Origin of the sequence: Streptomyces sp. NPDC018833, from assembly GCF_044390825.1 — a bacterium.
Classification (GTDB): domain Bacteria; phylum Actinomycetota; class Actinomycetes; order Streptomycetales; family Streptomycetaceae; genus Streptomyces.
Genome location: NZ_JBIRZM010000013.1, coordinates 12,441 through 31,426, shown reverse-complemented (window position 1 = coordinate 31,426; position 18,986 = coordinate 12,441). Strand labels below are relative to the sequence as shown.

The 18,986-nt window shown below is 71.6% G+C and carries 19 protein-coding genes and 1 pseudogene; 6 read left to right on the top strand and 14 right to left on the bottom strand.

Annotated elements, in window-relative coordinates; translation table 11 throughout:
- Nucleotides 1–48: 48 nt before the first annotated feature.
- The 3 genes and pseudogenes from ACH5AF_RS24370 to ACH5AF_RS24360 form a co-directional block, all read right to left on the bottom strand.
- Nucleotides 49–624: a histidine phosphatase family protein gene (locus tag ACH5AF_RS24370; RefSeq protein ID WP_398904182.1), complete on the bottom strand. Its 576-nt coding sequence runs from the start codon at nucleotides 622–624 to the stop codon at nucleotides 49–51.
- Between the two features lie 40 nt (nucleotides 625–664).
- A pseudogene (locus tag ACH5AF_RS24365) lies at nucleotides 665–1,132 on the bottom strand (GNAT family N-acetyltransferase).
- Between the two features lie 22 nt (nucleotides 1,133–1,154).
- Nucleotides 1,155–2,591: a PLP-dependent aminotransferase family protein gene (locus tag ACH5AF_RS24360; protein WP_398904180.1), complete on the bottom strand. Its 1,437-nt coding sequence runs from the start codon at nucleotides 2,589–2,591 to the stop codon at nucleotides 1,155–1,157.
- On the opposite strand from ACH5AF_RS24360, the gene ACH5AF_RS24355 reads away from it, so the two are divergent.
- Nucleotides 2,590–3,486, top strand: coding sequence for a DMT family transporter (locus ACH5AF_RS24355; protein ID WP_398904178.1), 897 nt, complete (start codon nucleotides 2,590–2,592; stop codon nucleotides 3,484–3,486). The genes ACH5AF_RS24360 and ACH5AF_RS24355 overlap by 2 nt on opposite strands.
- A 228-nt stretch (nucleotides 3,487–3,714) precedes the next feature.
- On the top strand, nucleotides 3,715–3,906 hold the full coding sequence (locus tag ACH5AF_RS24350) for a DUF1918 domain-containing protein (RefSeq protein ID WP_215182960.1): 192 nt from the start codon (nucleotides 3,715–3,717) through the stop codon (nucleotides 3,904–3,906).
- A 35-nt stretch (nucleotides 3,907–3,941) separates the two neighbouring features.
- On the opposite strand, the gene ACH5AF_RS24345 is transcribed toward ACH5AF_RS24350, so the two are convergent.
- Nucleotides 3,942–5,237 carry a glycoside hydrolase family 10 protein gene (locus ACH5AF_RS24345; protein ID WP_398904176.1) on the bottom strand — a complete coding sequence of 432 codons (1,296 nt, stop codon included), beginning with the start codon at nucleotides 5,235–5,237 and terminating at the stop codon, nucleotides 3,942–3,944.
- Between the two features lie 174 nt (nucleotides 5,238–5,411).
- Here ACH5AF_RS24345 and ACH5AF_RS24340 point away from each other — a divergent pair, with 174 nt between their 5' ends.
- Complete coding sequence (locus ACH5AF_RS24340) at nucleotides 5,412–6,272, top strand: 3-hydroxybutyryl-CoA dehydrogenase (protein ID WP_215182956.1); 861 nt, start codon at nucleotides 5,412–5,414, stop codon at nucleotides 6,270–6,272.
- Nucleotides 6,273–6,450: 178 nt separating this feature from the next.
- The gene (locus ACH5AF_RS24335) at nucleotides 6,451–6,708 is read left to right on the top strand and encodes a hypothetical protein (RefSeq protein ID WP_398904174.1); all 258 of its coding nucleotides are present in this window, start codon (nucleotides 6,451–6,453) and stop codon (nucleotides 6,706–6,708) included.
- Between the two features lie 17 nt (nucleotides 6,709–6,725).
- Here the strand turns inward: ACH5AF_RS24335 and ACH5AF_RS24330 are convergent, their stop codons facing one another.
- Nucleotides 6,726–7,256: an NUDIX hydrolase gene (locus ACH5AF_RS24330; protein ID WP_398904172.1), complete on the bottom strand. Its 531-nt coding sequence runs from the start codon at nucleotides 7,254–7,256 to the stop codon at nucleotides 6,726–6,728.
- Between the two features lie 51 nt (nucleotides 7,257–7,307).
- Nucleotides 7,308–8,648, bottom strand: coding sequence for a transcriptional regulator (locus tag ACH5AF_RS24325; protein WP_398904170.1), 1,341 nt, complete (start codon nucleotides 8,646–8,648; stop codon nucleotides 7,308–7,310).
- Between the two features lie 307 nt (nucleotides 8,649–8,955).
- On the opposite strand from ACH5AF_RS24325, the gene ACH5AF_RS24320 reads away from it, so the two are divergent.
- Nucleotides 8,956–9,522 carry an O-methyltransferase gene (locus ACH5AF_RS24320; protein WP_398904168.1) on the top strand — a complete coding sequence of 189 codons (567 nt, stop codon included), beginning with the start codon at nucleotides 8,956–8,958 and terminating at the stop codon, nucleotides 9,520–9,522.
- A 216-nt stretch (nucleotides 9,523–9,738) separates the two neighbouring features.
- Here ACH5AF_RS24320 and pheT read toward each other — a convergent pair whose 3' ends face one another.
- The 7 genes from pheT to infC form a co-directional block, all read right to left on the bottom strand.
- A complete protein-coding gene (pheT, locus tag ACH5AF_RS24315) occupies nucleotides 9,739–12,294 on the bottom strand; it encodes a phenylalanine--tRNA ligase subunit beta (protein WP_398904166.1) in 2,556 nt (851 codons plus the stop codon).
- Entirely contained in the window at nucleotides 12,294–13,415 is a 1,122-nt protein-coding gene (gene pheS / locus ACH5AF_RS24310) for a phenylalanine--tRNA ligase subunit alpha (RefSeq protein WP_398904164.1), read from the bottom strand. Before pheS ends, pheT begins: the two co-directional genes overlap by 1 nt.
- A 136-nt stretch (nucleotides 13,416–13,551) precedes the next feature.
- A complete protein-coding gene (locus ACH5AF_RS24305) occupies nucleotides 13,552–14,685 on the bottom strand; it encodes an ATP-binding protein (protein ID WP_398904162.1) in 1,134 nt (377 codons plus the stop codon).
- Between the two features lie 95 nt (nucleotides 14,686–14,780).
- A complete protein-coding gene (locus tag ACH5AF_RS24300) occupies nucleotides 14,781–15,629 on the bottom strand; it encodes a TrmH family RNA methyltransferase (protein ID WP_398904160.1) in 849 nt (282 codons plus the stop codon).
- A gap of 345 nt (nucleotides 15,630–15,974) precedes the next feature.
- Complete coding sequence (gene rplT, locus ACH5AF_RS24295; RefSeq protein WP_004002577.1) at nucleotides 15,975–16,358, bottom strand: 50S ribosomal protein L20; 384 nt, start codon at nucleotides 16,356–16,358, stop codon at nucleotides 15,975–15,977.
- Nucleotides 16,359–16,461: 103 nt separating this feature from the next.
- Nucleotides 16,462–16,656 (bottom strand): 50S ribosomal protein L35, encoded by a 195-nt coding sequence (gene rpmI / locus ACH5AF_RS24290; protein WP_215182940.1) that lies wholly within the window; start codon nucleotides 16,654–16,656, stop codon nucleotides 16,462–16,464.
- Nucleotides 16,657–16,777: 121 nt separating this feature from the next.
- A complete protein-coding gene (gene infC / locus ACH5AF_RS24285) occupies nucleotides 16,778–17,428 on the bottom strand; it encodes a translation initiation factor IF-3 (RefSeq protein ID WP_398904158.1) in 651 nt (216 codons plus the stop codon).
- A gap of 352 nt (nucleotides 17,429–17,780) precedes the next feature.
- Between infC and ACH5AF_RS24280 the strand changes: the two genes are divergently transcribed.
- Nucleotides 17,781–18,158, top strand: coding sequence for a DUF1844 domain-containing protein (locus ACH5AF_RS24280; RefSeq protein WP_398904156.1), 378 nt, complete (start codon nucleotides 17,781–17,783; stop codon nucleotides 18,156–18,158).
- An 85-nt stretch (nucleotides 18,159–18,243) separates the two neighbouring features.
- Here ACH5AF_RS24280 and ACH5AF_RS24275 read toward each other — a convergent pair whose 3' ends face one another.
- Nucleotides 18,244–18,978, bottom strand: coding sequence for an SseB family protein (locus ACH5AF_RS24275; RefSeq protein ID WP_398904154.1), 735 nt, complete (start codon nucleotides 18,976–18,978; stop codon nucleotides 18,244–18,246).
- Between the last annotated feature and the right edge of the window lie 8 nt (nucleotides 18,979–18,986).

The following is an 18,986-nucleotide window of genomic DNA, read 5'->3' as shown; positions in this document are numbered from 1 at the left end:
GTTCCGGCAGCGCGGCCCGCACGGCACGGGCACAGCGGCCCGGCCGGTTCAGGCGGCGGCCTCCAGGCAAAGGTTCCAGCGACCCGGCCGACCGGTGAGGGTGACCGTCGACAGCGGGCGGACGTCGACGTTCCAGTACATCGCCGGGTGGGCGCGCAGGGCGTACACGAAGGCCGCCCGTACGACGGCGGGCTCGGCCACGGCGACGATCGAACCGCAGTCGTTCGCGGGCCGGGTGTCGAGCCAGCCGCCTATCCGCGAGATGAAGGCGAGCAGCGGCTCGCCGCCGTGGGGTGCGCTGCGCGGGTCGGCGAGCCAGGCGTCGACCGCGGCGGGCTCGCGCGCGGTCACCTCGGCGAGCGTGTAGCCGCGCCAGCGGCCCATGTCGCAGTCGCGCAGGGCCGGCTGGGCGAGCGGCGCGAAGCCGAGTGCCTCGCCGGTCGCGCGACTGCGGGTGGTCGGCGAGCAATAGCGCAGCTCGGCCGCGCTCAGCGGCACGAGCGCGTGCGCGGCGAGCTGCACCTCGTGCCAGCCGGCCTGATCGAGCGGCCGGTCGTCGTCGAACCGCTCGGTGAGCAGCGAGGAGCTGCGCGCCGCGGCGACCAGGGTGACCCGGACAGTCATGGCGTGATGGTGATGGGGAAAGCCTTGCAGGTCAAGGGGGTCACTCGAACATCAGGTTGAGCCAGTTGCCGGGGACGTCGAGCTCCTTGAAGCCGAGCTTCTCGTACAGGCCGTGGGCGTCGTCGGTGGCGAGCAGGATCCGGCGCGGCCCGAGGGGGGCGAAGTGGTCGCGGACGGCGGCGACCAGCGCGCTGCCCAGCCCGTTGCCGCGGGCGGACCGGTCGACGTAGACGTCGCAGAGCCAGGCGAAGGTGGCATGGTCGGTGACGATGCGCGCGTAGCCGGCCATCTACCCCGAAGTGGTCTCGTACGCACCGAAGTTGACCGATCCGGCGACAGCCCGGTCCTGCTTCTCGCGGCTGCGGCCGAGCGCCCAGTACGCGTCGGTGGAGAGCCACCGGTGGATCCTGTCCGGGTCCAGCCGGGCGGGGTCGGTGGAAATCGTGTACGCGCCATGGATCTTCTCGGTCATGGCGGGAGACTCGCACAGCGGCGCGAGGACTGTCATCGGGCATTCCGGGCACTTCCGGTCACCGCGAAAACTCTTGCCAGGCGTCGCGCAGCCGTCGTACGCCTTCCGTGATCTCGGCGGCGCCCGCGACGCCGGCGAAGCTCAGGCGGATGTGACCTGCGGGCGGTTCGGCACAGAAGTACGGGCGGCCGGGGGCCACGGCGACGTCGGCCCGCAGTGCCGCGGCGACGAATACGCCCTCCTCAGCGGTGTCGGGCAGGCGGAGCCATAGATGGTAGCCGCCGGATGGGATGTGCGGCAGCGCGAGTTCCGGCAGGTGGACCCGCAGGGCCGCGGTCATGGTGTCGCGGCGTGCCTTCAACTCCGTGGCCACGCTGCGCAGATGACGGTTCCACGCGGGCGCGCCGACGAGTTCGAGTGCGGCTTCCTGGAGGGGGCGGGGGACGAAGAAGGTGTCGACGACATGGATGGCGCGGAGCCGTTCGAGCACCGGTCCGCGCGCGGCGAGCATGCCGACCCGCAGGCTGGGCGAGGTGGCCTTGGTGAGCGAGCTGACGTGGACGACGACGCCGTCGCGGTCGTCCGCGGCGAGGGGTCCGGGCAGCGCGCCGGCGTCCTCGTGGACGAGGCGCCGCGCGAAGTCGTCCTCGACGACGAAGGCGCCCGCCTCGCGGGCGATGCGCAGGACGTCGGGGCGGCGTTCGGGGGCGAGGACCGCGCCGGTCGGGTTCTGGAAGAGCGGTTGGCAGACGAAGACGCGGGCCCCGGTGGCCTGGAAGGCGGCGGCGAGGAGTTCGGGCCGCACCCCATCGGCGTCCACGGGGACAGGGACCGGCCGCAGCCCGGCGGCCCGGGCGATGGCGAGCATTCCGGGGTAGGTGGGCGATTCGACGAGGACGGGCGAGCCGGGCGGGGCGAGCGCGCGCAGGGCGGTGGTCAGCGCGGACTGCCCGCCCGCGGTGATCAGGACGTCCGCCGGGCCGACGGTATCGCCGATGGAGCGGGCGAACCATTCGCGCAGTTCGGGCAGACCATCGATGGGCGGCCTGCTCCAGGCGCCGGGCCGGCGGCCCGCCCGGGCGAGAGCCGCGGCCATGGCCCGTTCGGGCTGGAGCGAGGGGTTCAGATAGCCGCCGTTGAACTCGATCACCCCGGCCGGCGGCGCGGCCAGGGTGACGAGCACGCCGGAGGCGTCGACGGCGCGGGGCACGACCTCAACGGCGGCGTCGGCGCTGAGCGTGACCTCCTGCCAGGAGGTGTCACCGCTCGGCGGGGTGGCGGTGCGCGGGTGGGCGCGGAAGGCACCGGCGCCGGGACGGGTGACGACGAGCCCCTCGGCGACGAGCTGGGCGAGCGCGCGGGAGACGGTCACCGGGGAGACGCGGTAGCGCTCGACCAAAGCCCTGCTCGACGGGAGCTTTCCACCCGGGGAGTAGCGGTCAAGCTCCTGCTTCAGGGAGTTCGCCAGTTCCGCCACACTGCTACGCTCTTGCATGACAGCACAGGATAGCGCTACTCGCACCACCTCGATAGCGGTCAGCAGCGGCACCCTCCTCGCGGCGTTGGGCGTCGTCGCCTTCTCGCTGACCTTCCCCTCCACCGTCTGGGGCCTGGAGAGCTTCGGCCCCTGGTCCCTGGTCACCGCCCGCAGTGTCCTCGCGGCGCTCGTCGCGGGCGGGTTTCTTCTCGCGCTGCGCGTCCCCGTCCCCGAGCGCCGCCACTGGGCCGGTCTCGCGGTGGTCGGCGGCGGGGTCGTGCTGGGCTTCCCGCTGCTGACGACCCTCGCCCTGCGGACCTCCACCTCCTCGCACGCGGCAGTGGTGGTCGGTCTCCTGCCGCTGACCACGGCGGTCCTCGCGGCGGTGCGCACGGGCCGCAGGCCGTCGCGCACGTTCTGGGCCGCGGCGCTCGCGGGAGCCGTGGTGGTGATCGCCTTCACCGTGCAGCAGAGCGGCGGGACACTGCACTCCGGCGATCTGTACCTCTTCGGAGCGCTCCTGGTCTGCGCCGCCGGGTACACCGAGGGCGGCAGGCTCGCCGCGGTGATGCCCGGCTGGCACGTCATCGGCTGGGCCCTGATCCTGTGCCTGCCGCTGAGCGTGGCGGGATCCTTCGTGGCGCTGTCCTTCGAGCCGGTGCACCTCACCGCGCGGGGCGTGACCGGGCTCCTCTGGGTCGCGGCCGGGTCGACGTTCTTCGGGCTGTACGTCTGGTACCGGGGCATGGCGGAGATCGGGATCGCCCGCGCCAGCCAGCTCCAGCTCGCGCAACCGCTGCTCACCCTGGTCTGGTCGGTGGCTCTGCTCGGTGAGCACCTCTCGCCCGCGGCCCCGGTCGCCGCCGTCGGCGTCCTGGTGTGCATCGCAGTCACGCAGCGGGCCCGAGCCTGAGCCGCGCCCGGGCGGGTGCGGCCGCGGGCCCCGCGCCCGAGCCCTGTCCGCGGCCGTTTTCGCGGCCGTTTTCGCGGCCGTCTCCGCAGCCATTTCCGCAGCCATTTCCGCAGCCATTTCTGCGGCCGTCTCCGCGGCCGTCTCCGCGGCCGGGGATGCGCGGCGCACCCTCGGCCGTAGACTCGAAACGACCCCACAACGGACCGGCTATCGAGGAGGTCACTCCCGATGCAAGCAAACGAGGGCGACACGCTGCTGGTGCACGGCAGGACCGTGGGCCAGCACGACAAGCACGCCGAAGTCCTCGAGGTGTTGGGGCCCGACGGCACTCCCCCGTTCCGTGTCCGTTTCGACGACGGGCACGAAGCGGTCCTGTCCCCCGGACCCGACTGCGTGGTGCAGCACCACGAGAAGACCTGATCACGCTCCCCATGCCCGGTGCGCGGGCACCGGGCTCAGCCCGCCGTCCGCACCCGGGTCGGGTAGTGGTCCGCCACCACCCGCGACATGGCCCCGAGCGGATCGGCCCCGACCTCCAGCGCCGAGAAGAAGCAGTGGCCCCCCACCTGGGGGTACCGCGAGGCGTACGTGAGGTGGCGGGAAAGCTCCTCCGGTTCGTGCCACGCCGTGGGCTGCCCCGGCATTCCCACCTTGTACAGCGCCTCGCCGATGTACAGGTCCACTCCCGTGCCGTCGGCGACCCCGGACCACCAGGGCACGAGCGTGGCGTAGTCGGCGGCGGCGAAACCCATGTGCCAGTAGACCTGCGGGACGACGTAGTCGATCCAGCCCTGGCGGACCCAGGTGCGGGTGTCGGCGTGGAGGTCGTCGTACGTCTGCACGCCCGCCCTGGTACGTGATCCCCTGGGGTCCGTGGAGTCGTTGCGCCAGACGCCGAAGGGGCTGATTCCGAAGCGCAGGTGCTTCTTCTCGTCCTTGATCCGCCCGCACATCTCCCGCACCAGCCGGTTGATGTTGGCCCGGCGCCAGGCGGCCCTGTTCGCGTACCCCGCGCCGTAGCGGGACCAGGCCGCGTCGTCGTCGAAGACCTCGCCCGCGACGGGGTACGGGTAGAAGTAGTCGTCGAAGTGCACGGCGTCGATGTCGTAGCGGCGGACGGCGTCCATCATCGCGTCCTGGACGAAGGCCCGGACCGCTGGGATGCCCGGGTTGTAGTAGAGCTTCCCGCCGTACGGGACGACCCACTCAGGGTGCACTCTCGCCGGATGCCCGGGCACCAACCGTGACGGGTCCGCATGGATCGCCACCCGGTAGGGGTTGAACCAGGCGTGCAGCTCCAGACCACGTCGGTGCGCCTCCTTCACCGCGGTGCCCAGCGGGTCCCACCCAGGGTCGCGTCCCTGTACACCGGTGAGGTACTGGCTCCACGGCTCGTACGGCGACGGCCACAGCGCATCGGCCGACGGCCGCACCTGGAAGACCACCGCGTTCAGCCGGCGCTCCACCGCGGTGTCGAGGTGGGCCAACAGCTCGGCGCGCTGTCGGGCGGCTGTCAGGCCCGGCCTGGACGGCCAGTCGCGGTTGGCGACCGACGCCAACCACATCCCGCGGAACTCCCGTGTCGCGCGCTTTCCCCGCGCGGCCGTGCCCATCGGCTCACCCTCCCCCGCACTCGCCGCCTGCGCCCCGCCCCCGGACCGGACGGAGGCCGCCGTGTCCCCGGCCGTCGCGAGCGCGGCCGCTGCCCCGGCCGTCGTGACCACGAAAGCCCTTCTCCCCATACGCCCCATATGTCAGCCCTTGTCGTTGTCGGTAGCGATTGCCGTACTCCGGGAGAGCATGCCCGCCCCTGACGCCCGCTGACCCACACATCCGGAGTAACGTCGGGGGGTCGGCGGGCGCCGGAACCATACGGGGGACCCGCCGAGCGAAAGAACAGCGAAAGGCATGAGGTGACGGACTCAATGGCCGACATTGCACGCGTCGGAGTGGTGGGCTGCGGCCAGATGGGCGCAGGCATCGCGGAGGTGTGCGCCCGCAGCGGCCTCGAGGTGATGGTGGCCGAGACCACGGGTGAGGCGCTGGAGATCGGCCGCACCCGGCTGTACAACTCCCTGACCAAGGCGGCCGAGCGCGGCAAGATCACCGAGGAGGAGCGCGACGCCACCCTGGAGCGCCTCTCCTTCACGACCGACCTCGGGGAGTTCGCCGACCGCGACCTCGTCATCGAGGCCGTGGTGGAGAACGAGCAGGTCAAGACCGAGATCTTCCAGGTGCTGGATCAGGTGGTGACCCGCCAGGACGCGATCCTCGCCTCCAACACCTCCTCGATCCCGCTGGTGAAACTGGCCGTCGCGACCTCGCGGCCCGATCAGGTCATCGGCATCCACTTCTTCAACCCCGCCCCGGTGCAGAAGCTGGTGGAGCTGATTCCTGCGCTGACCACCTCGGAGGAGACGATCAAGCGCTCCGAGGCCGTGGTGCAGCAGGTGCTGGACAAGCACCCGATCCGGGCCCAGGACCGCTCGGGCTTCGTGGTGAACGCCCTGCTCATCCCGTATCTGCTGTCCGCGATCCGGATGTTCGAGTCGGGCATCGCCAGCCGCGAGGACATCGACAACGGCATGGAGATGGGCTGCGCCCATCCGATGGGCCCGCTGAAGCTGTCGGACCTGATCGGCCTGGACACGGTCGCCTCCGTCGCGGACTCGATGTACGCGGAGTTCAAGGAGCCGTTGTACGCCGCTCCCCCGCTGCTCCAGCGGATGGTCGACGCGGGCCGGCTCGGCCGGAAGACGGGCTCCGGCTTCTACACCTACTCCTGACGCACGATTACTCCTGACGCACGATCGCCAGGGAAATTCGAACAAGAATTCACACGGGGTGCGCGGGACGTGCTCGCATATGCCATGCGCGCACGCTCCCGCCCTGTGATCAGGGCCAGTTGACTCGATCCCGCTCAGTAAGGGACCGCGCACACCTACCCGAACAGGAGAAGCATCCGTGTCCACCGACCCTGATCATTTAGTGGTCGTCGAGGAATTCGCCGAACTGCGCCGCAGCATCGATGTGGGACTGGCCCGTATCGACGGCCACCTGGCACTGCTCGCCCAGCGGAGCGACCAGACCGACCGGGAACTGACCGATCTGGCCGCTCGTGTGACGGCGCTCGAACACGCCCGCTGGCCCCTGCCCGCCGTCGCGGCGCTCACCGCGCTTGGGGCGCTGGCGGTCGCGGTGTGGCAGGCGGTGAGCCCCTAGGGAATTCCCAGGGGCCGTCACTCCATGCGCAGATGGTGGAGCATCAGGAGTCCGGCCGCCATGTTGGCGGCCGGGACCTCACCGCGGGCGATCATGTCGGGCACCTGCTTGAGCGGGACCCACTCGCGGCGTGAGGACTCGAAGTCGTCCTCGGGCTGGCCGATGTAGGTGGCGTCTTCGGCCCAGTACAGATGGTGCCGGGCATCGGTGAGGCCGTTGGACGGTTCGACCGTGAGCAGATGCCGGAGGGGGCCGGGACGCCAGCCGGTCTCTTCCTCCATCTCACGCGCCGCCGCACCGACGATACTCTCACCGTCCTCGACGACGCCCGCGGCAAGCTCCCAACCCCAGCTGTCGGTGATGAACCGGTGCCGCCAGAGCATCAGCACCTCGTTGGCCTCGTTGACCGCGGTCGCGACGGCGACCGGGCGGAGCCGGATCAGGAAGTGGTCCAGGTGGCGGCCGTCGGGGAGAGCGACATCCGCCAGATTGACCCTGAACCACCGGTTCTCATATACGGTTTGTTCGCTTAAGTTCGTCCACTGCACGCTTCTGCCACCTTCCGACAAGTCGATGGCAATATGGCAGCAGTACCCGGCTCAGAGGGGAACGCGCAGCGCCCCGTCGATGAGACGGGCCGCCTCGGTGGCATCGGCACAGCCGCTCGTCACCAGGTGCTCGCGCACGACCCGCAGCCGGTCCCGCAGCCGCTGCGACTCCATTCCCCGTGCCCGCTCCACCATCCGTACCGCCGTCAGCGCCGCGCGGTCCGCCTCACCCCTGCGCAGCTCGATCTGGCTGAGCATCGCCAGCCGGTGCACCCGGCCGCGGTCGTGGGCGGGCGTGTCCACCGCCGCTGCCGCGTTCTCGTGGGCCGCCGTCACATCGCCCAGGCGGAGCAGCGCCTCCGCCACCTGCACGTTGACCAGTCCGGGCTGGACGTAACCCGTCTCGTCGGGCTCGTGTCCCGGGCGGATCCGCTGCGCCTCCGACTCGGCCCGGCGGATGCACGACAGCGCGCTCGTGGCATCGCCGAGGTGGGCGTACGCCTTCGCCTGCATCGCGTGCAGGTCTGCGGCGAGCGCGGGAGTGATCTGGCCGCCGGCCGCCCTCAGCGCGGCCTCCGCGAAGGCCACGGCCTGCCGGTGCTCGGACATGTACAGCGACTGGTTGACCAGCAGCGCGATCACATACGCGCCGAGTCCCCGGTCTCCGCTGGCCTTTGCCAGCCGGAGCGCCTGGTGGAAGTAGCGCTGGGCGAGGCCGTGGGCGTCGGAGTCGTACGCGCAGATACCGGCGACGGCGACCAGTCCGCCGGTGGCGCGGTGCAGTTGGCGGCCGAGGGTGTCGTTGTACGCGCCGCGCAGCAGCGGGGCGGTCTCGGCGTTGAGGAAGCCGACGACGCGGAAGCGGGTGGCGATCCCGCCGGCCTTGCGGTACATCAACTCGTAGTGTGCTCGGGCCAACTTGAGCATCTCTATGTCGGCCATGCCGACCCGTGTCCGGCCCTCGCGGGAGACATCCGCGTCCTCGGGAGGGTTCTCCCACTCCCAGACCGGCATCACGGCCGGTGTGCCGGTGACCGCGGCCGCCTCGATGATGTGCGGCCGCTGCTGCTCGTCGGAGCGCCACAGGGCCGTGGCGCGCTCCACGAATCCCGACAGCGACGATCCCTGCGGCGGCGCGGGCTCGCCCGGTACACCGAGGCCGATGTCGTCGAGAGTGACGACCCGGCGCAGCCGGGCGGCGAAGACCTCACAGATCAGGTCGGGCACCTGCCCTCGCGGCCGCTGGCCCTTCAACCACCGGGCGACCGCCGTGTGTTCGTAGCGCAGCGACAGTCCTCTGGCCCGGCCGACCTGGTTGACGCGCGCCGCGAGACCGGCGTGGGAGATGCCCGCTTCGTCGAGCAGGGCGTCGAGCAGGGTGTTGGGCTGCATGGGGCCCTCCGGTGCCTCGGTCCGCCTCAGCCTAGTAGAGGACGATTCGCACGGGGTGTGAAACAAGTGCCCTGTTCCGCAGGGTGCGTGCTCTCCCGCCGTGTACCGGGGGCCGGTTGACTGAACTGCCTCTCACAGAGGCGGCCGGGCCGCCGGCTCCCCCTCGTACAGTGCGGCGGCCCCTCGCGTCGTCTGCCCTGCTGATCTGCCCGACACTCCGCGGCAGGGCGGGCGGCGCCGGCCGGACTCCGTGCCAACGCCCCTGCTGTCGGATAGCGTCATGCTCACGGTGAAGGGGGGCGTGATCATGGCAGAACGTGTGGTTCCGCCTCGGGTGGTGGCCGCGGAGCGTGTCGCCTCCGAGGCGGGATTCAAGAAGAGCTGCATCCCGGAAGTGGGCAGGTTACTCAGGCTGGCCGCCGCTGCGAAACCCCACGGAGTCATTGCCGAGAGCGGCACCGGCTCGGGAGTGGGCACCGCCTGGCTGCACAGCGGCCTTGGCGCCGGTGCACGCCTGGTCACCGTGGAGCACGACGAGGAGCTGGCCCGTCGAGCGGCCGGTGTCTTCGCGGACGACAACCGCGTCAGCGTTCTCACTGGGGACTGGCGGCTGCTCGAGCAGCACGCCCCCTTCGACGTCTTCTTCTGCGACGGCGGAGGCAAGCGTGACGACCCCCAGGGGGTCGTCGAGCAGCTTGCTCCCGGCGGCCTGCTCATCCTGGACGACTTCACCCCGTCGCCCGATTGGCCGCCTCGTTTCGGCGGCGAAGTGGATGAGCTCCGCCTGTTCTACCTCACTCATCCAGACCTGGACACCACTGAAATACTCACAACACCAGCCAGTTCAGTGGTTGTTGCGGCACGCCGCCTCTAGCCGAGAAGGCTTGCGGGGTTCCTGATCAAGCCGCGACGGCCGGTCTGCCGCCCCAGCGGATGCCCGCAACGCCCTGGGCCGCGTTGAGCCCGGTCGGCGCACGAGGCGTCGGGCTCGGCCCAAAGCGCCCGACGAGGGCCGCGGCGGGTCGTGCCCGGGCCCGGACACATGTGTGGGGCGCGCCCGGTCCCGATCGGGCGCGCCCCACAGCACGCGTCACGCGCCGCGCAGCACCGCTCCCGTGCGCTCCGACGCCAGCGCCACCGCCGCGTCCCGGGCCGCCGACGCCTCGTCGACCGTCAGGGTGCGGTCCGCCGCGCGGAACCGGAGCGCATACGCCAGGGACTTGCGTCCCCCGCCGATCTGCTCGCCGGTGAAGACGTCGAACAGCCGGATGGACTCCAGCAGTTCGCCGGCCCCCTCGCGCAGCGCTGCCTCCACGTCGGCCGCCGGCACGTCGGCCGCGACGACCAGTGCGACGTCCTGCGTGGCCACCGGGAAGGTGGAGATGCTCGGGGCCTTGACGACGCCCTCGGACGCCCGCTCCAGGAGGTCGAGCTCGATCTCCATGGCGCAGGTCCGGTCCGGCAGGTGCAGCGCCTTGAGCACACGCGGGTGCAGCTCACCGGCGTGCCCGACGAGGGTCTCATCGCCGTCGACCGTCGCGTAGAACGCGGCGCAGCGGCCGGGGTGCCACGGCGCGTGCCGATCGGCGCGGACCGTCAGCTCGACACCGGCCTCGCGGCCGAGCAGCCGGGCCGCCTCCACGGCGTCCGCCCAGTCGGCCGGGCGACCCTTGCCCCACCAGCCGGCCTGCTCGCGGGCGCCCGCGAGAACGACGGCGGCGCGGCGCGGCTGACGCGGCAGGGCCGCGTTCAGCGTGGCGATCTCCTCGTCGGTGGGACGGCGGTCGACGGGCAGCCGGACCGCGCGGGTCTCCTCGCCGGTCGGCCGGAAGACCAGGCCGGTCTCGAAGAGCGCGAGGTCGTGGCTGCCGCGCCCGTCGTTGCGCCGCAAGGCGGCGAGCAGCCCGGGCAGCAGCGTGGTGCGCAGCGCCGGCTCCTCGTCGGAGAGCGGATTGACGAGCCTCACCACGCGACGGCGGGCGTCGTCCGCGTCGAGGCCGAGCTGGTCGAAGATCTGCTCGGAGACGAACGGGTAGTTCGGCGCCTCGACGTACCCGGCGCCGGCGAGCGCGCGCCCGACGCGGCGGTGCAGGCGCTGGCGGGCGGTGAGGCCGCGGCCGGACGGCGGGGTGGGCAGCGTGGAGGGCAGGTTCTCGTAGCCCTCCAGCCGGATGACCTCTTCGGCGAGGTCGTTCGGCTCGGCGAGGTCGGGCCGCCACGACGGCACGGTGACGACCAGCTCGTCCTGCCCATAGACGTCGCAGCCGACCTCCTGGAGGCGGCGTACGACGGTCTCGCGGCCGTACGTGACGCCCGCCACGCGGTCGGGGTGGTCCGCCGGCATCGTGACGGTGCGCGGCGCGGTGGGCGCGACGATCTGCGTGACGCCCGCTTCGGCGGTACCGCCCGCGAGCAGCACCAGCAGGTCGACGGTCCGCTGCGCGGCGGCAGCCGCGGCCTCGGGGTCGACGCCGCGTTCGAAGCGCTTGGACGCCTCGGAGGACAGCTTGTGCCGACGCGCGGTGCGGGCGACGGAGACCGGGTCGAAGTGCGCGGCCTCGATGACGACCTCGGTGGTGCCGGTGATCCGGCCGGTCTCCGGGTCGGGAAGCGCGTCGGCGATCTCGGTGTTGGCACCGCCCATGACGCCCGCGAGGCCGATCGGCCCGCGGTTGTCGGTGATGACCAGGTCCTCGGCATCCAGCACGCGCTTGGCGCCGTCGAGGGTGGTGAGCTTCTCGCCGGGCTCGGCGCGGCGCACCCCGATCGGCCCGTCGAGACGGGAGCGGTCGTAGGCGTGCAGCGGCTGGCCGAGCTCGAGCATCACGTAGTTGGTGATGTCGACGGCGAGCGAGATGGGGCGCATCCCGGCCTTCTGCAGGCGGCGCTTCAGCCAGATCGGGGAGCGGGCCTCGGGCTCGAGTCCGACGACGGTGCGCGCGGTGAAGCGGTCGCAGCCGATGGGGTCGGAGACCTTGACGACGTAGCCGTAGGAGTTCGGTCCGGGCACGTCGAGCAGCGCCGGGTCGCGCAGCGGGAGGCGGTAGGCGATGGCCGCCTCACGGGCGACGCCGCGCATCGACAGGGCGTAGCCGCGGTCGGGGGTGACGGCGATGTCGAGGACCTCGTCGACGAGCTCCAGGAGCTCGATCGCGTCGGTGCCGACCTCGTGCTCGGGCGGGAGCACGATGATGCCGCCTCCTCCGGCCTCCGTCCGGGAGGCCCCCCAGCCGTCGTCGCCCATGCCGAGCTCGGCGCCCGAGCAGATCATGCCGTGGGACGTCCTGCCGTACGTCTTGCGGGCGGAGATCGCGAAGTCACCGGGCAGCACGGCGCCGGGGAGGACCACGACGACCTTGTCACCGACGGAGAAGTTGCGGGCGCCGCAGACGATCTCCTGCGGCTCGCCGGTGCCGTTGGCCGAGCCGACGTCGACGGTGCAGAAGCGGATGGGCTTCTTGAACTCCGTCAGCTCCTCGATGGTCAGCACCTGGCCGACGACGAGGGGGCCCTTGAGCCCGGCGCCGAGCTGCTCGACGGTCTCGACCTCGAGGCCGGCGGCGATGAGCTTGGCCTGGACGTCACGGCCGGTCTCCGTCGCCGGCAGGTCGACGTACTCCCGCAGCCAAGAAAGCGGGACCCGCATCAGATCTCCATCCCGAACGGCCGGGTGAACCGGACGTCACCCTCGACCATGTCTCGCATGTCTTCGACGTTGTGGCGGAACATCAGCATCCGCTCGATGCCGAACCCGAAGGCGAATCCGCTGTACCTGGTGGCGTCGACGCCGCAGGCGGTGAGCACCTTGGGGTTGACCATGCCGCAACCGCCGAGCTCGATCCAGCCCTCGCTGGAGCAGGTGCGGCAGGGCCGGTCCGGGTTGCCGACGGACTCGCCGCGGCACACGTAGCACACCATGTCCATCTCGGCGGACGGCTCGGTGAAGGGGAAGAAGTTCGGCCGCAGCCGGGTCTTCATGCCCTCGCCGAACAGCGCCTGGACCATGTGGTCGAGGGTGCCCTTGAGGTCGGCCATGGTCAGACCCTCGTCGACCGCGAGCAGCTCGACCTGGTGGAACACCGGGGTGTGCGTGGCGTCCAGCTCGTCGGTGCGGTAGACGCGGCCGGGGCAGATCACGTAGACCGGCGGCTCGCGGTCCAGCATCGACCGGACCTGGACGGGCGACGTGTGCGTGCGCAGCACGACGCCGGAGTCCGACTTCCCGTCGCCGTCGGCGACGAAGAAGGTGTCGTGCTCTCCGCGGGCGGGATGGTCGACGGCGATGTTGAGCGCGTCGAAATTGAGCCACTCGGTCTCGACCTCGGGACCTTCGGCGACCTCGTAGCCCATGGCCACGAAGACGTCCTCGATGCGCTCGGAGAGCGTGGTGAGCGGGTGGCGGGCACCGGCGGGGACGCGGTCGTAGGGCAGTGTGACGTCGACGGATTCCTCGACGAGCACCCGGGCGTCACGCTCGGCCTCCAGCTCGGCCTGGCGTGCGGCCAGCGCCTTGCTGACGGCGCCACGGGCCTGGCCCACGCGCTTGCCGGCCTCGGCCTTGGCCTGCGGCGGCAGCGCGCCGATCTCGCGGTTGGCGAGGGAGAGCGGCGAGGTGCCACCGGCGTGCGCGGTCTTCGCGTGCGCGAGCGCGTCGAGGTCTGCCGCGGCGGCGAAGGCGGCGAGCGCCTCGTCCCGCATGCGCTCGATCTCTTCCGGTTTCAGTGCCTCGACCTCAACAGGGTCGTACGACTTATTGGGTGCGGACATCTCTTCCCGTACTTCCGAATGGGCTGGCTGGGGACCCCGCACGTCGACCAGGGACGACCGAGGACGCAAAGGTGCCAAAGGTCGAGTCTAACGGGGTGTGGGGATGCGGATGAGCCCGTGGGCTGCCCGGCGGCCTCTACAGGAGGTGGGCCGGAGTGCCGACGGGCAGGATAAATCGGAACTCGGCGCCGCCGCGGGGTCCCCGGCCGACGGTGATCGTGCCGCCGTGTGCCTCGACGATGCCCTTGACGATGTAGAGGCCGAGTCCGGTGCCACCGCGCTTGCTCCCCCGCCAGAAGCGGGTGAAGACACGACCCATCGACTCCTCGGGGATGCCGGGGCCTTCGTCGCTCACGGTGACCGCCGTGCCCTTCTCGTCGTCCTTCGCCGGTGCCGGCGCCACCTCGATGGTGACGGTTCCCTCGCCGTGGCGCACCGCATTTTCCAGCAGGTTTCCGAGGACCTGGTCGATCTTGTCAGGGTCGGCCCACAGGTCCGGGAGCCCCGGCCGGATGCGGATGAGGAACCGGTCGGGCTCATGGCCGGCGGCTATGTGCGCCTGGACGTGGCGGACGACGGCGGCGGAGATGTCGACGGGCTGGCGGCGTATCTCGAGCCGGCCGGAGTCGATGCGGGAGATGTCGAGGAGTTCGGCGATGAGCCGGGTGACCCGGCCCGCGTCGGCGTCGACGGTCTCCAGCATCAGCCGCTTCTGGTCGTCGGTGAACCTCTCCCATTTGGCGAGGAGCGTCGCGGTGAAGCCCTTGACGGAGGTCAGGGGGGAGCGCAGCTCGTGGGCGACGGTCGCGATCAGCTCGGCGTGGCTGCGTTCGGTACGGCGCCGGGCCTCGGTGCCGCGGAGGCTGACGACCAGCCTGCGCAGCGGGCCTGTGGGCACGTCGCGCACGAAACGGGCGGACACGAGGACCTCTCGGCCGCCGGGGAGCAGCAGATTGCGCTCGGGCTGGCCGACGCGGGTGGCGAGCCCGCCGTAGGGGTCGGTCAGGGTCCACCAGCGGCGGCCCTTGAGGTCCTCCAGCGGCAGGGCGCGCTCCAGCGGCGCGCCGATGGCCTCGGCCTTGGGAAGGGCGGTGATGCGCACGGCGGCCTCGTTGAAGCACACGACGCGGCCGGTTTCGTCGGCGACGACCAGCCCGTCGGGGAGGTCGTCGGGGTCGATCGCGGACACGGCCCCGGACGCCTCGGGACCGCCGTTTCGGCGCGGGAGGGCCTCCGGCGTGCGGTTCGGCCTGCTGGTCCCGACGGTCATCTCCCCGTATCCCACCTCTCTGCTGCCGAGTGGGCCCGAGTTCGTCACCCTACTAGCTGAACGTGACGTGGCGGACCCCCTGAGCGAGTAGTCGCTCAGCGGGCGGCGTCCCGGGCCCGGGCCCGCTGGGCGCGCGCCGAGGCATACAGACATACGGCGGCGGCGGTTGCCAGGTTCAGACTCTCCGCCTTGCCGTGGATGGGGACGCGTACGACGGCGTCGGCGAGCGCGCGGGTCTCGGCCGGCAGGCCCCACGCCTCGTTGCCGAAGATCCACGCGGTGGGTCCGCCCATGGTCCCCGCGTCGAGCTCGTCGTCGAGGTCGTCGTCGCCCGCGCCGTCGGCGGCGAGTACGCGTACGCCCGCCTCCTTCAGGCCCCGGACGGCCTGTTCGACGGGGACGCCCACGGCGACCGGCAGATGGAAGTGGGAACCGACCGAGGCCCGCACGGACTTGGGGTTGTACAGGTCCACGGAGGCGTCGGTGAGGACGACGGCGTCGGCGCCCGCGGCGTCGGCGCAGCGCAGGACGGTGCCCGCGTTGCCGGGGTCGCGCACGTGGGCGAGGACGGCGACGAGCTTGGGGCGCGCGGCGAGGATGTCCTCGAAGGGCGAGTCCAGGAACCGGCAGACGCCGACGAGCCCCTGCGGGGTGACCGTCTGGGAGACCTCGGCGAGCACGGTGTCGGCGGCGTGGTGCACGCGGGCGCCCGCGGCGCGGGCGGCGTCGACGATGTCGGCGTACCGCTCGGCGGCCTCGACGGTGGTGAACAGCTCGACGAGGGTGGGTTCGCCGCCGGGCCCTCGGTGCGCGACGGCCTCACGGACGGCCTGCGGCCCCTCGGCGATGAACAGCCGGTCCTTCCCCCGGAAGTTCCGCTTGGCGAGCCGCCGCGCGGCGGCGACACGCGGGGAACGCGGGGAGATGAGCTCGGGGGTGGGCATGGGTGCCTGTGGCTCTCTGACTCGGTCCGGATGGGAAGGCGGGGCCCGACGGGCGCTCGATGCGGGAGCGGGGGCGGGGTCGCTCGTGGGGCACTCGACCGTGGTGCCGGGCGGCCGGGGCCGGCCCCGTGGGCGCTGCCGGGGCCGGCCGGCGGAGGTGCCGGGCCGGGCGGGCGGGCCCGCTGCCCGGCGCGCTCGGCGCCGGTGCGGGGCCGGCCGCTCAAGGCTCCCCGGCGGGGCCTCGGCTCGGCGTCCGGGAGATCTGCCGAACACATCGGACCCGCAGGCCGGGGGCCTGCGGGTCCGATCGACTTCATACGACCCTCAGGGCCGCAGACGCAGCTCTCAGGCAGCCTTGGGCGCGTTGACGTCGCTCGGCAGCGCCTTCTGGGCGACCTCGACGAGCGCCGCGAACGCACCTGCGTCGTTGACCGCGAGCTCGGCCAGGATCTTGCGGTCCACCTCGACGTTGGCGGCCTTCAGACCCTGGATGAAGCGGTTGTAGGTGATGCCGTTGGCGCGGGCAGCGGCGTTGATGCGCTGGATCCACAGCTGACGGAAGTCGCCCTTGCGCTTCTTGCGGTCGTTGTAGTTGTAGACCAGAGAGTGGGTGACCTGCTCCTTGGCCTTGCGGTACAGGCGCGAACGCTGGCCGCGGTAACCGCTGGCCTGCTCGAGGATCGCCCGGCGCTTCTTGTGGGCGTTGACTGCCCGCTTGACGCGTGCCACTTGTTAACTCCTTGTAGCGGGGCCGTGGTCAGTGATCACACGGCCCGGAAACGAATAGGTCCCGGTCCCGGCGTCCCGTCCCCTGCGCGGGGGACGAGGAACGTCACTTGCCGAGAAGCTTCTTGATCTTCGCGGCGTCGCCCGGGGCCATCTCGGCGTTGCCGGTGAGGCGGCGCGTCAGACGGGACGACTTGTGCTCGAGCAGGTGGCGCTTGCCGGCGCGCTCACGGAGCACCTTGCCGGAGCCGGTGATCTTGAAGCGCTTCTTGGAACCGCTGTGCGTCTTGTTCTTCGGCATCGCGCCGTATCTCCTCATCAGTGGCGCTCCCCCGGTGCGGGCACCGGACTGCGGGAGCGTCAGATCTTCGTTGTGGATTCCGGGCGGGACCCGGGGCCGCCTGTCCGGCAGGCCCCGCGGGTCACCCCTCGGAGGATGTGTCGGCCGAAACGTCGTCGGAGCCCTGGTCCTGCGAGCCCTGGCGCTCCGCCTTGCGCGCGGCCTGAGCCTCACGCGCCTCGGCCATGGCCTCGGTCTTCTTCTTGTGCGGGCCGAGAACCATGATCATGTTCCGGCCGTCCTGCTTCGGGTTCGACTCGATGAAGCCGAGGTCCTCGACGTCCGCCGCGAGACGCTGCAGAAGTCGGAAGCCAAGTTCGGGGCGGGACTGCTCACGACCGCGGAACATGATCGTGATCTTGACCTTGTCGCCCTGCTTGAGGAACCGGACGACGTGACCCTTCTTGGTGTCGTAGTCGTGCGGGTCGATCTTCGGCCGGAGCTTCATCTCCTTGATGACCGTGTGCGCCTGGTTCTTGCGCGCCTCACGGGCCTTCATGGCCGACTCGTACTTGAACTTCCCGTAGTCCATGAGCTTGCACACGGGCGGACGGGCGTTCGCCGCGACCTCGACCAGGTCGAGGTCGTACTCCTGCGCAAGCTCCAGGGCCTTGGCAAGCGGAACAATCCCGACCTGCTCGCCGCTGGGACCGACAAGTCGCACCTCGGGAACGCGAATCCGGTCGTTGATGCGGGGCTCGGCGCTGATGGATCCTCCTAAGTAGCACCACACGACCGCCTGGCAGACAGCCGCGTAACGTCTGTTTCGTCAGACCAACCGCGCCGGAACACGAAAAATGCCCCGGACGGGACACAGGCGGCTGCTCCAATGAATACCGGAGCACCGCCGCGGTGACCGCGGGGCGCACATCGGGCGACCTCCATCGTCCGTACGGAACGATGGGCGCCGCCTGACCGGTGACCCGCCGCCTTGAGGGCGGCCAGGTGGGAGATCGGAGCCTCCACTTGTGGGCCGGACACTCAGATGTCCAGCCGGTCGTCACACAAGGCTAACAGCTCCCGGGGGATGCGGCTAACCGGTGGCCGCGGCGGTGAGCTGGACGGCGGGGCATATCGTGTGGGTCATGAGTGACGCGACCTCCCCCCAAGAGCCCTCTCCCGCAGAGGCCCCCGACTTCGACGCCATGACCCGCGACATCGCCGAGGTCCCCGCGGTCGAGGTGATCGTCACGGTCGCCGTCAACCTGATGAGCGCCGCCGCCGTCAAGCTCGGTCTGACCGAGGACGCGGAAGACCACAAGGACCTCGACGAGGCCCGCAAGCTGGTGCACGCGCTGGCCGGTCTGCTCGACGCGAGCACGACAGAGATCAGTTCCTTCCACGCGGCCCCGCTGCGGGACGGGCTGAAGTCGCTCCAGCTCGCGTTCCGCGAGGCCTCGCTGGTGCCGGACGACCCGGGCCAGGGTCCGGGTGAGAAGTACACCGGCCCGGTCTACGGCTGAGCCACTCCTCGCCGAGCTACTCCTTGACGTGGTGCTCCTTGACGAGGTGCTCCTTGACGCAGCGGAGCCGCTCGATGCAGCGGAGCTACTCCTTGATGTAGAAGGGCCCGCCCCGAGGGGTGGCCCCGGCCGGCAGCAGTGCCAGGTCGAGGCCCCGCACCAGGCGGGCCCTCAGTACGTCGTGGGCCGCCAGCGCCTCGGCGACCCGGCGCCCCGCCTCGGCCGGGACCGCGTCCGGCACAAGCACCAGCGCGAGCATGCCGTCCGCGTCGCGGCCGGGCCCCAGGTGGGCGCGGAGCACGGCCGGCTCGGCCGCCAGCGTGTCGCGTACGGCGGCGGTGACGGCCGGGTCGGCGAGCGGATCGGTGCTGGTGCGTCCCTCGGCGAGGGCGAGCAGGGCATGTCCGGTCACCTGGTACGGGACCGGGCCCGCCAGGTCGACGACGAGCGTGTCCGCCTTCTCGTGGGCTGCCGCCTGCAGGGCCTGGTGCAGCGGGACGGCGACGGGGCGGGCCTCGGGGTCCCAGCGGGCGAGCGAGGCGATCGAGGTGAACGCGGGCAGGGCGCGGCGGTCACCCGCCGTCAGCGTGGGGACGGCCATGTCGCTGGTCTTCTCGCGGCGCAGGCCGTTCTCGTCCTCCTCCACCTCGCCGAGCACGGCGACGATGGGGACGAGGAGCCGGGCGCCCTTGAGCGCCTCCAGCACGGGCTGTTCGGCGGTGCGGTCCTCGGCCCAGGCGGCGAGCGCCGCTTCGAGGGCGGGGTCGGCGGTGCCGTCGTCGTCGGAGAAGCCGGGGTCCGGAATGTTCTTGAGCGCCACGCGTCGAG

Coding starts and splice junctions, on each gene's coding strand:
- ACH5AF_RS24370 (WP_398904182.1), bottom strand. CDS start 624: ATGACTGTCCGGGTCACCCTGGTCGCCGCGGCGCGCAGCTCCTCGCTG.
- ACH5AF_RS24355 (WP_398904178.1), top strand. CDS start 2,590: ATGACAGCACAGGATAGCGCTACTCGCACCACCTCGATAGCGGTCAGC.
- ACH5AF_RS24360 (WP_398904180.1), bottom strand. CDS start 2,591: ATGCAAGAGCGTAGCAGTGTGGCGGAACTGGCGAACTCCCTGAAGCAG.
- ACH5AF_RS24350 (WP_215182960.1), top strand. CDS start 3,715: ATGCAAGCAAACGAGGGCGACACGCTGCTGGTGCACGGCAGGACCGTG.
- ACH5AF_RS24345 (WP_398904176.1), bottom strand. CDS start 5,237: ATGGGGCGTATGGGGAGAAGGGCTTTCGTGGTCACGACGGCCGGGGCA.
- ACH5AF_RS24340 (WP_215182956.1), top strand. CDS start 5,412: ATGGCCGACATTGCACGCGTCGGAGTGGTGGGCTGCGGCCAGATGGGC.
- ACH5AF_RS24325 (WP_398904170.1), bottom strand. CDS start 8,648: ATGCAGCCCAACACCCTGCTCGACGCCCTGCTCGACGAAGCGGGCATC.
- ACH5AF_RS24320 (WP_398904168.1), top strand. CDS start 8,956: ATGGCAGAACGTGTGGTTCCGCCTCGGGTGGTGGCCGCGGAGCGTGTC.
- pheT (WP_398904166.1), bottom strand. CDS start 12,294: ATGCGGGTCCCGCTTTCTTGGCTGCGGGAGTACGTCGACCTGCCGGCG.
- pheS (WP_398904164.1), bottom strand. CDS start 13,415: ATGTCCGCACCCAATAAGTCGTACGACCCTGTTGAGGTCGAGGCACTG.
- ACH5AF_RS24305 (WP_398904162.1), bottom strand. CDS start 14,685: ATGACCGTCGGGACCAGCAGGCCGAACCGCACGCCGGAGGCCCTCCCG.
- ACH5AF_RS24300 (WP_398904160.1), bottom strand. CDS start 15,629: ATGCCCACCCCCGAGCTCATCTCCCCGCGTTCCCCGCGTGTCGCCGCC.
- rpmI (WP_215182940.1), bottom strand. CDS start 16,656: ATGCCGAAGAACAAGACGCACAGCGGTTCCAAGAAGCGCTTCAAGATC.
- ACH5AF_RS24280 (WP_398904156.1), top strand. CDS start 17,781: ATGAGTGACGCGACCTCCCCCCAAGAGCCCTCTCCCGCAGAGGCCCCC.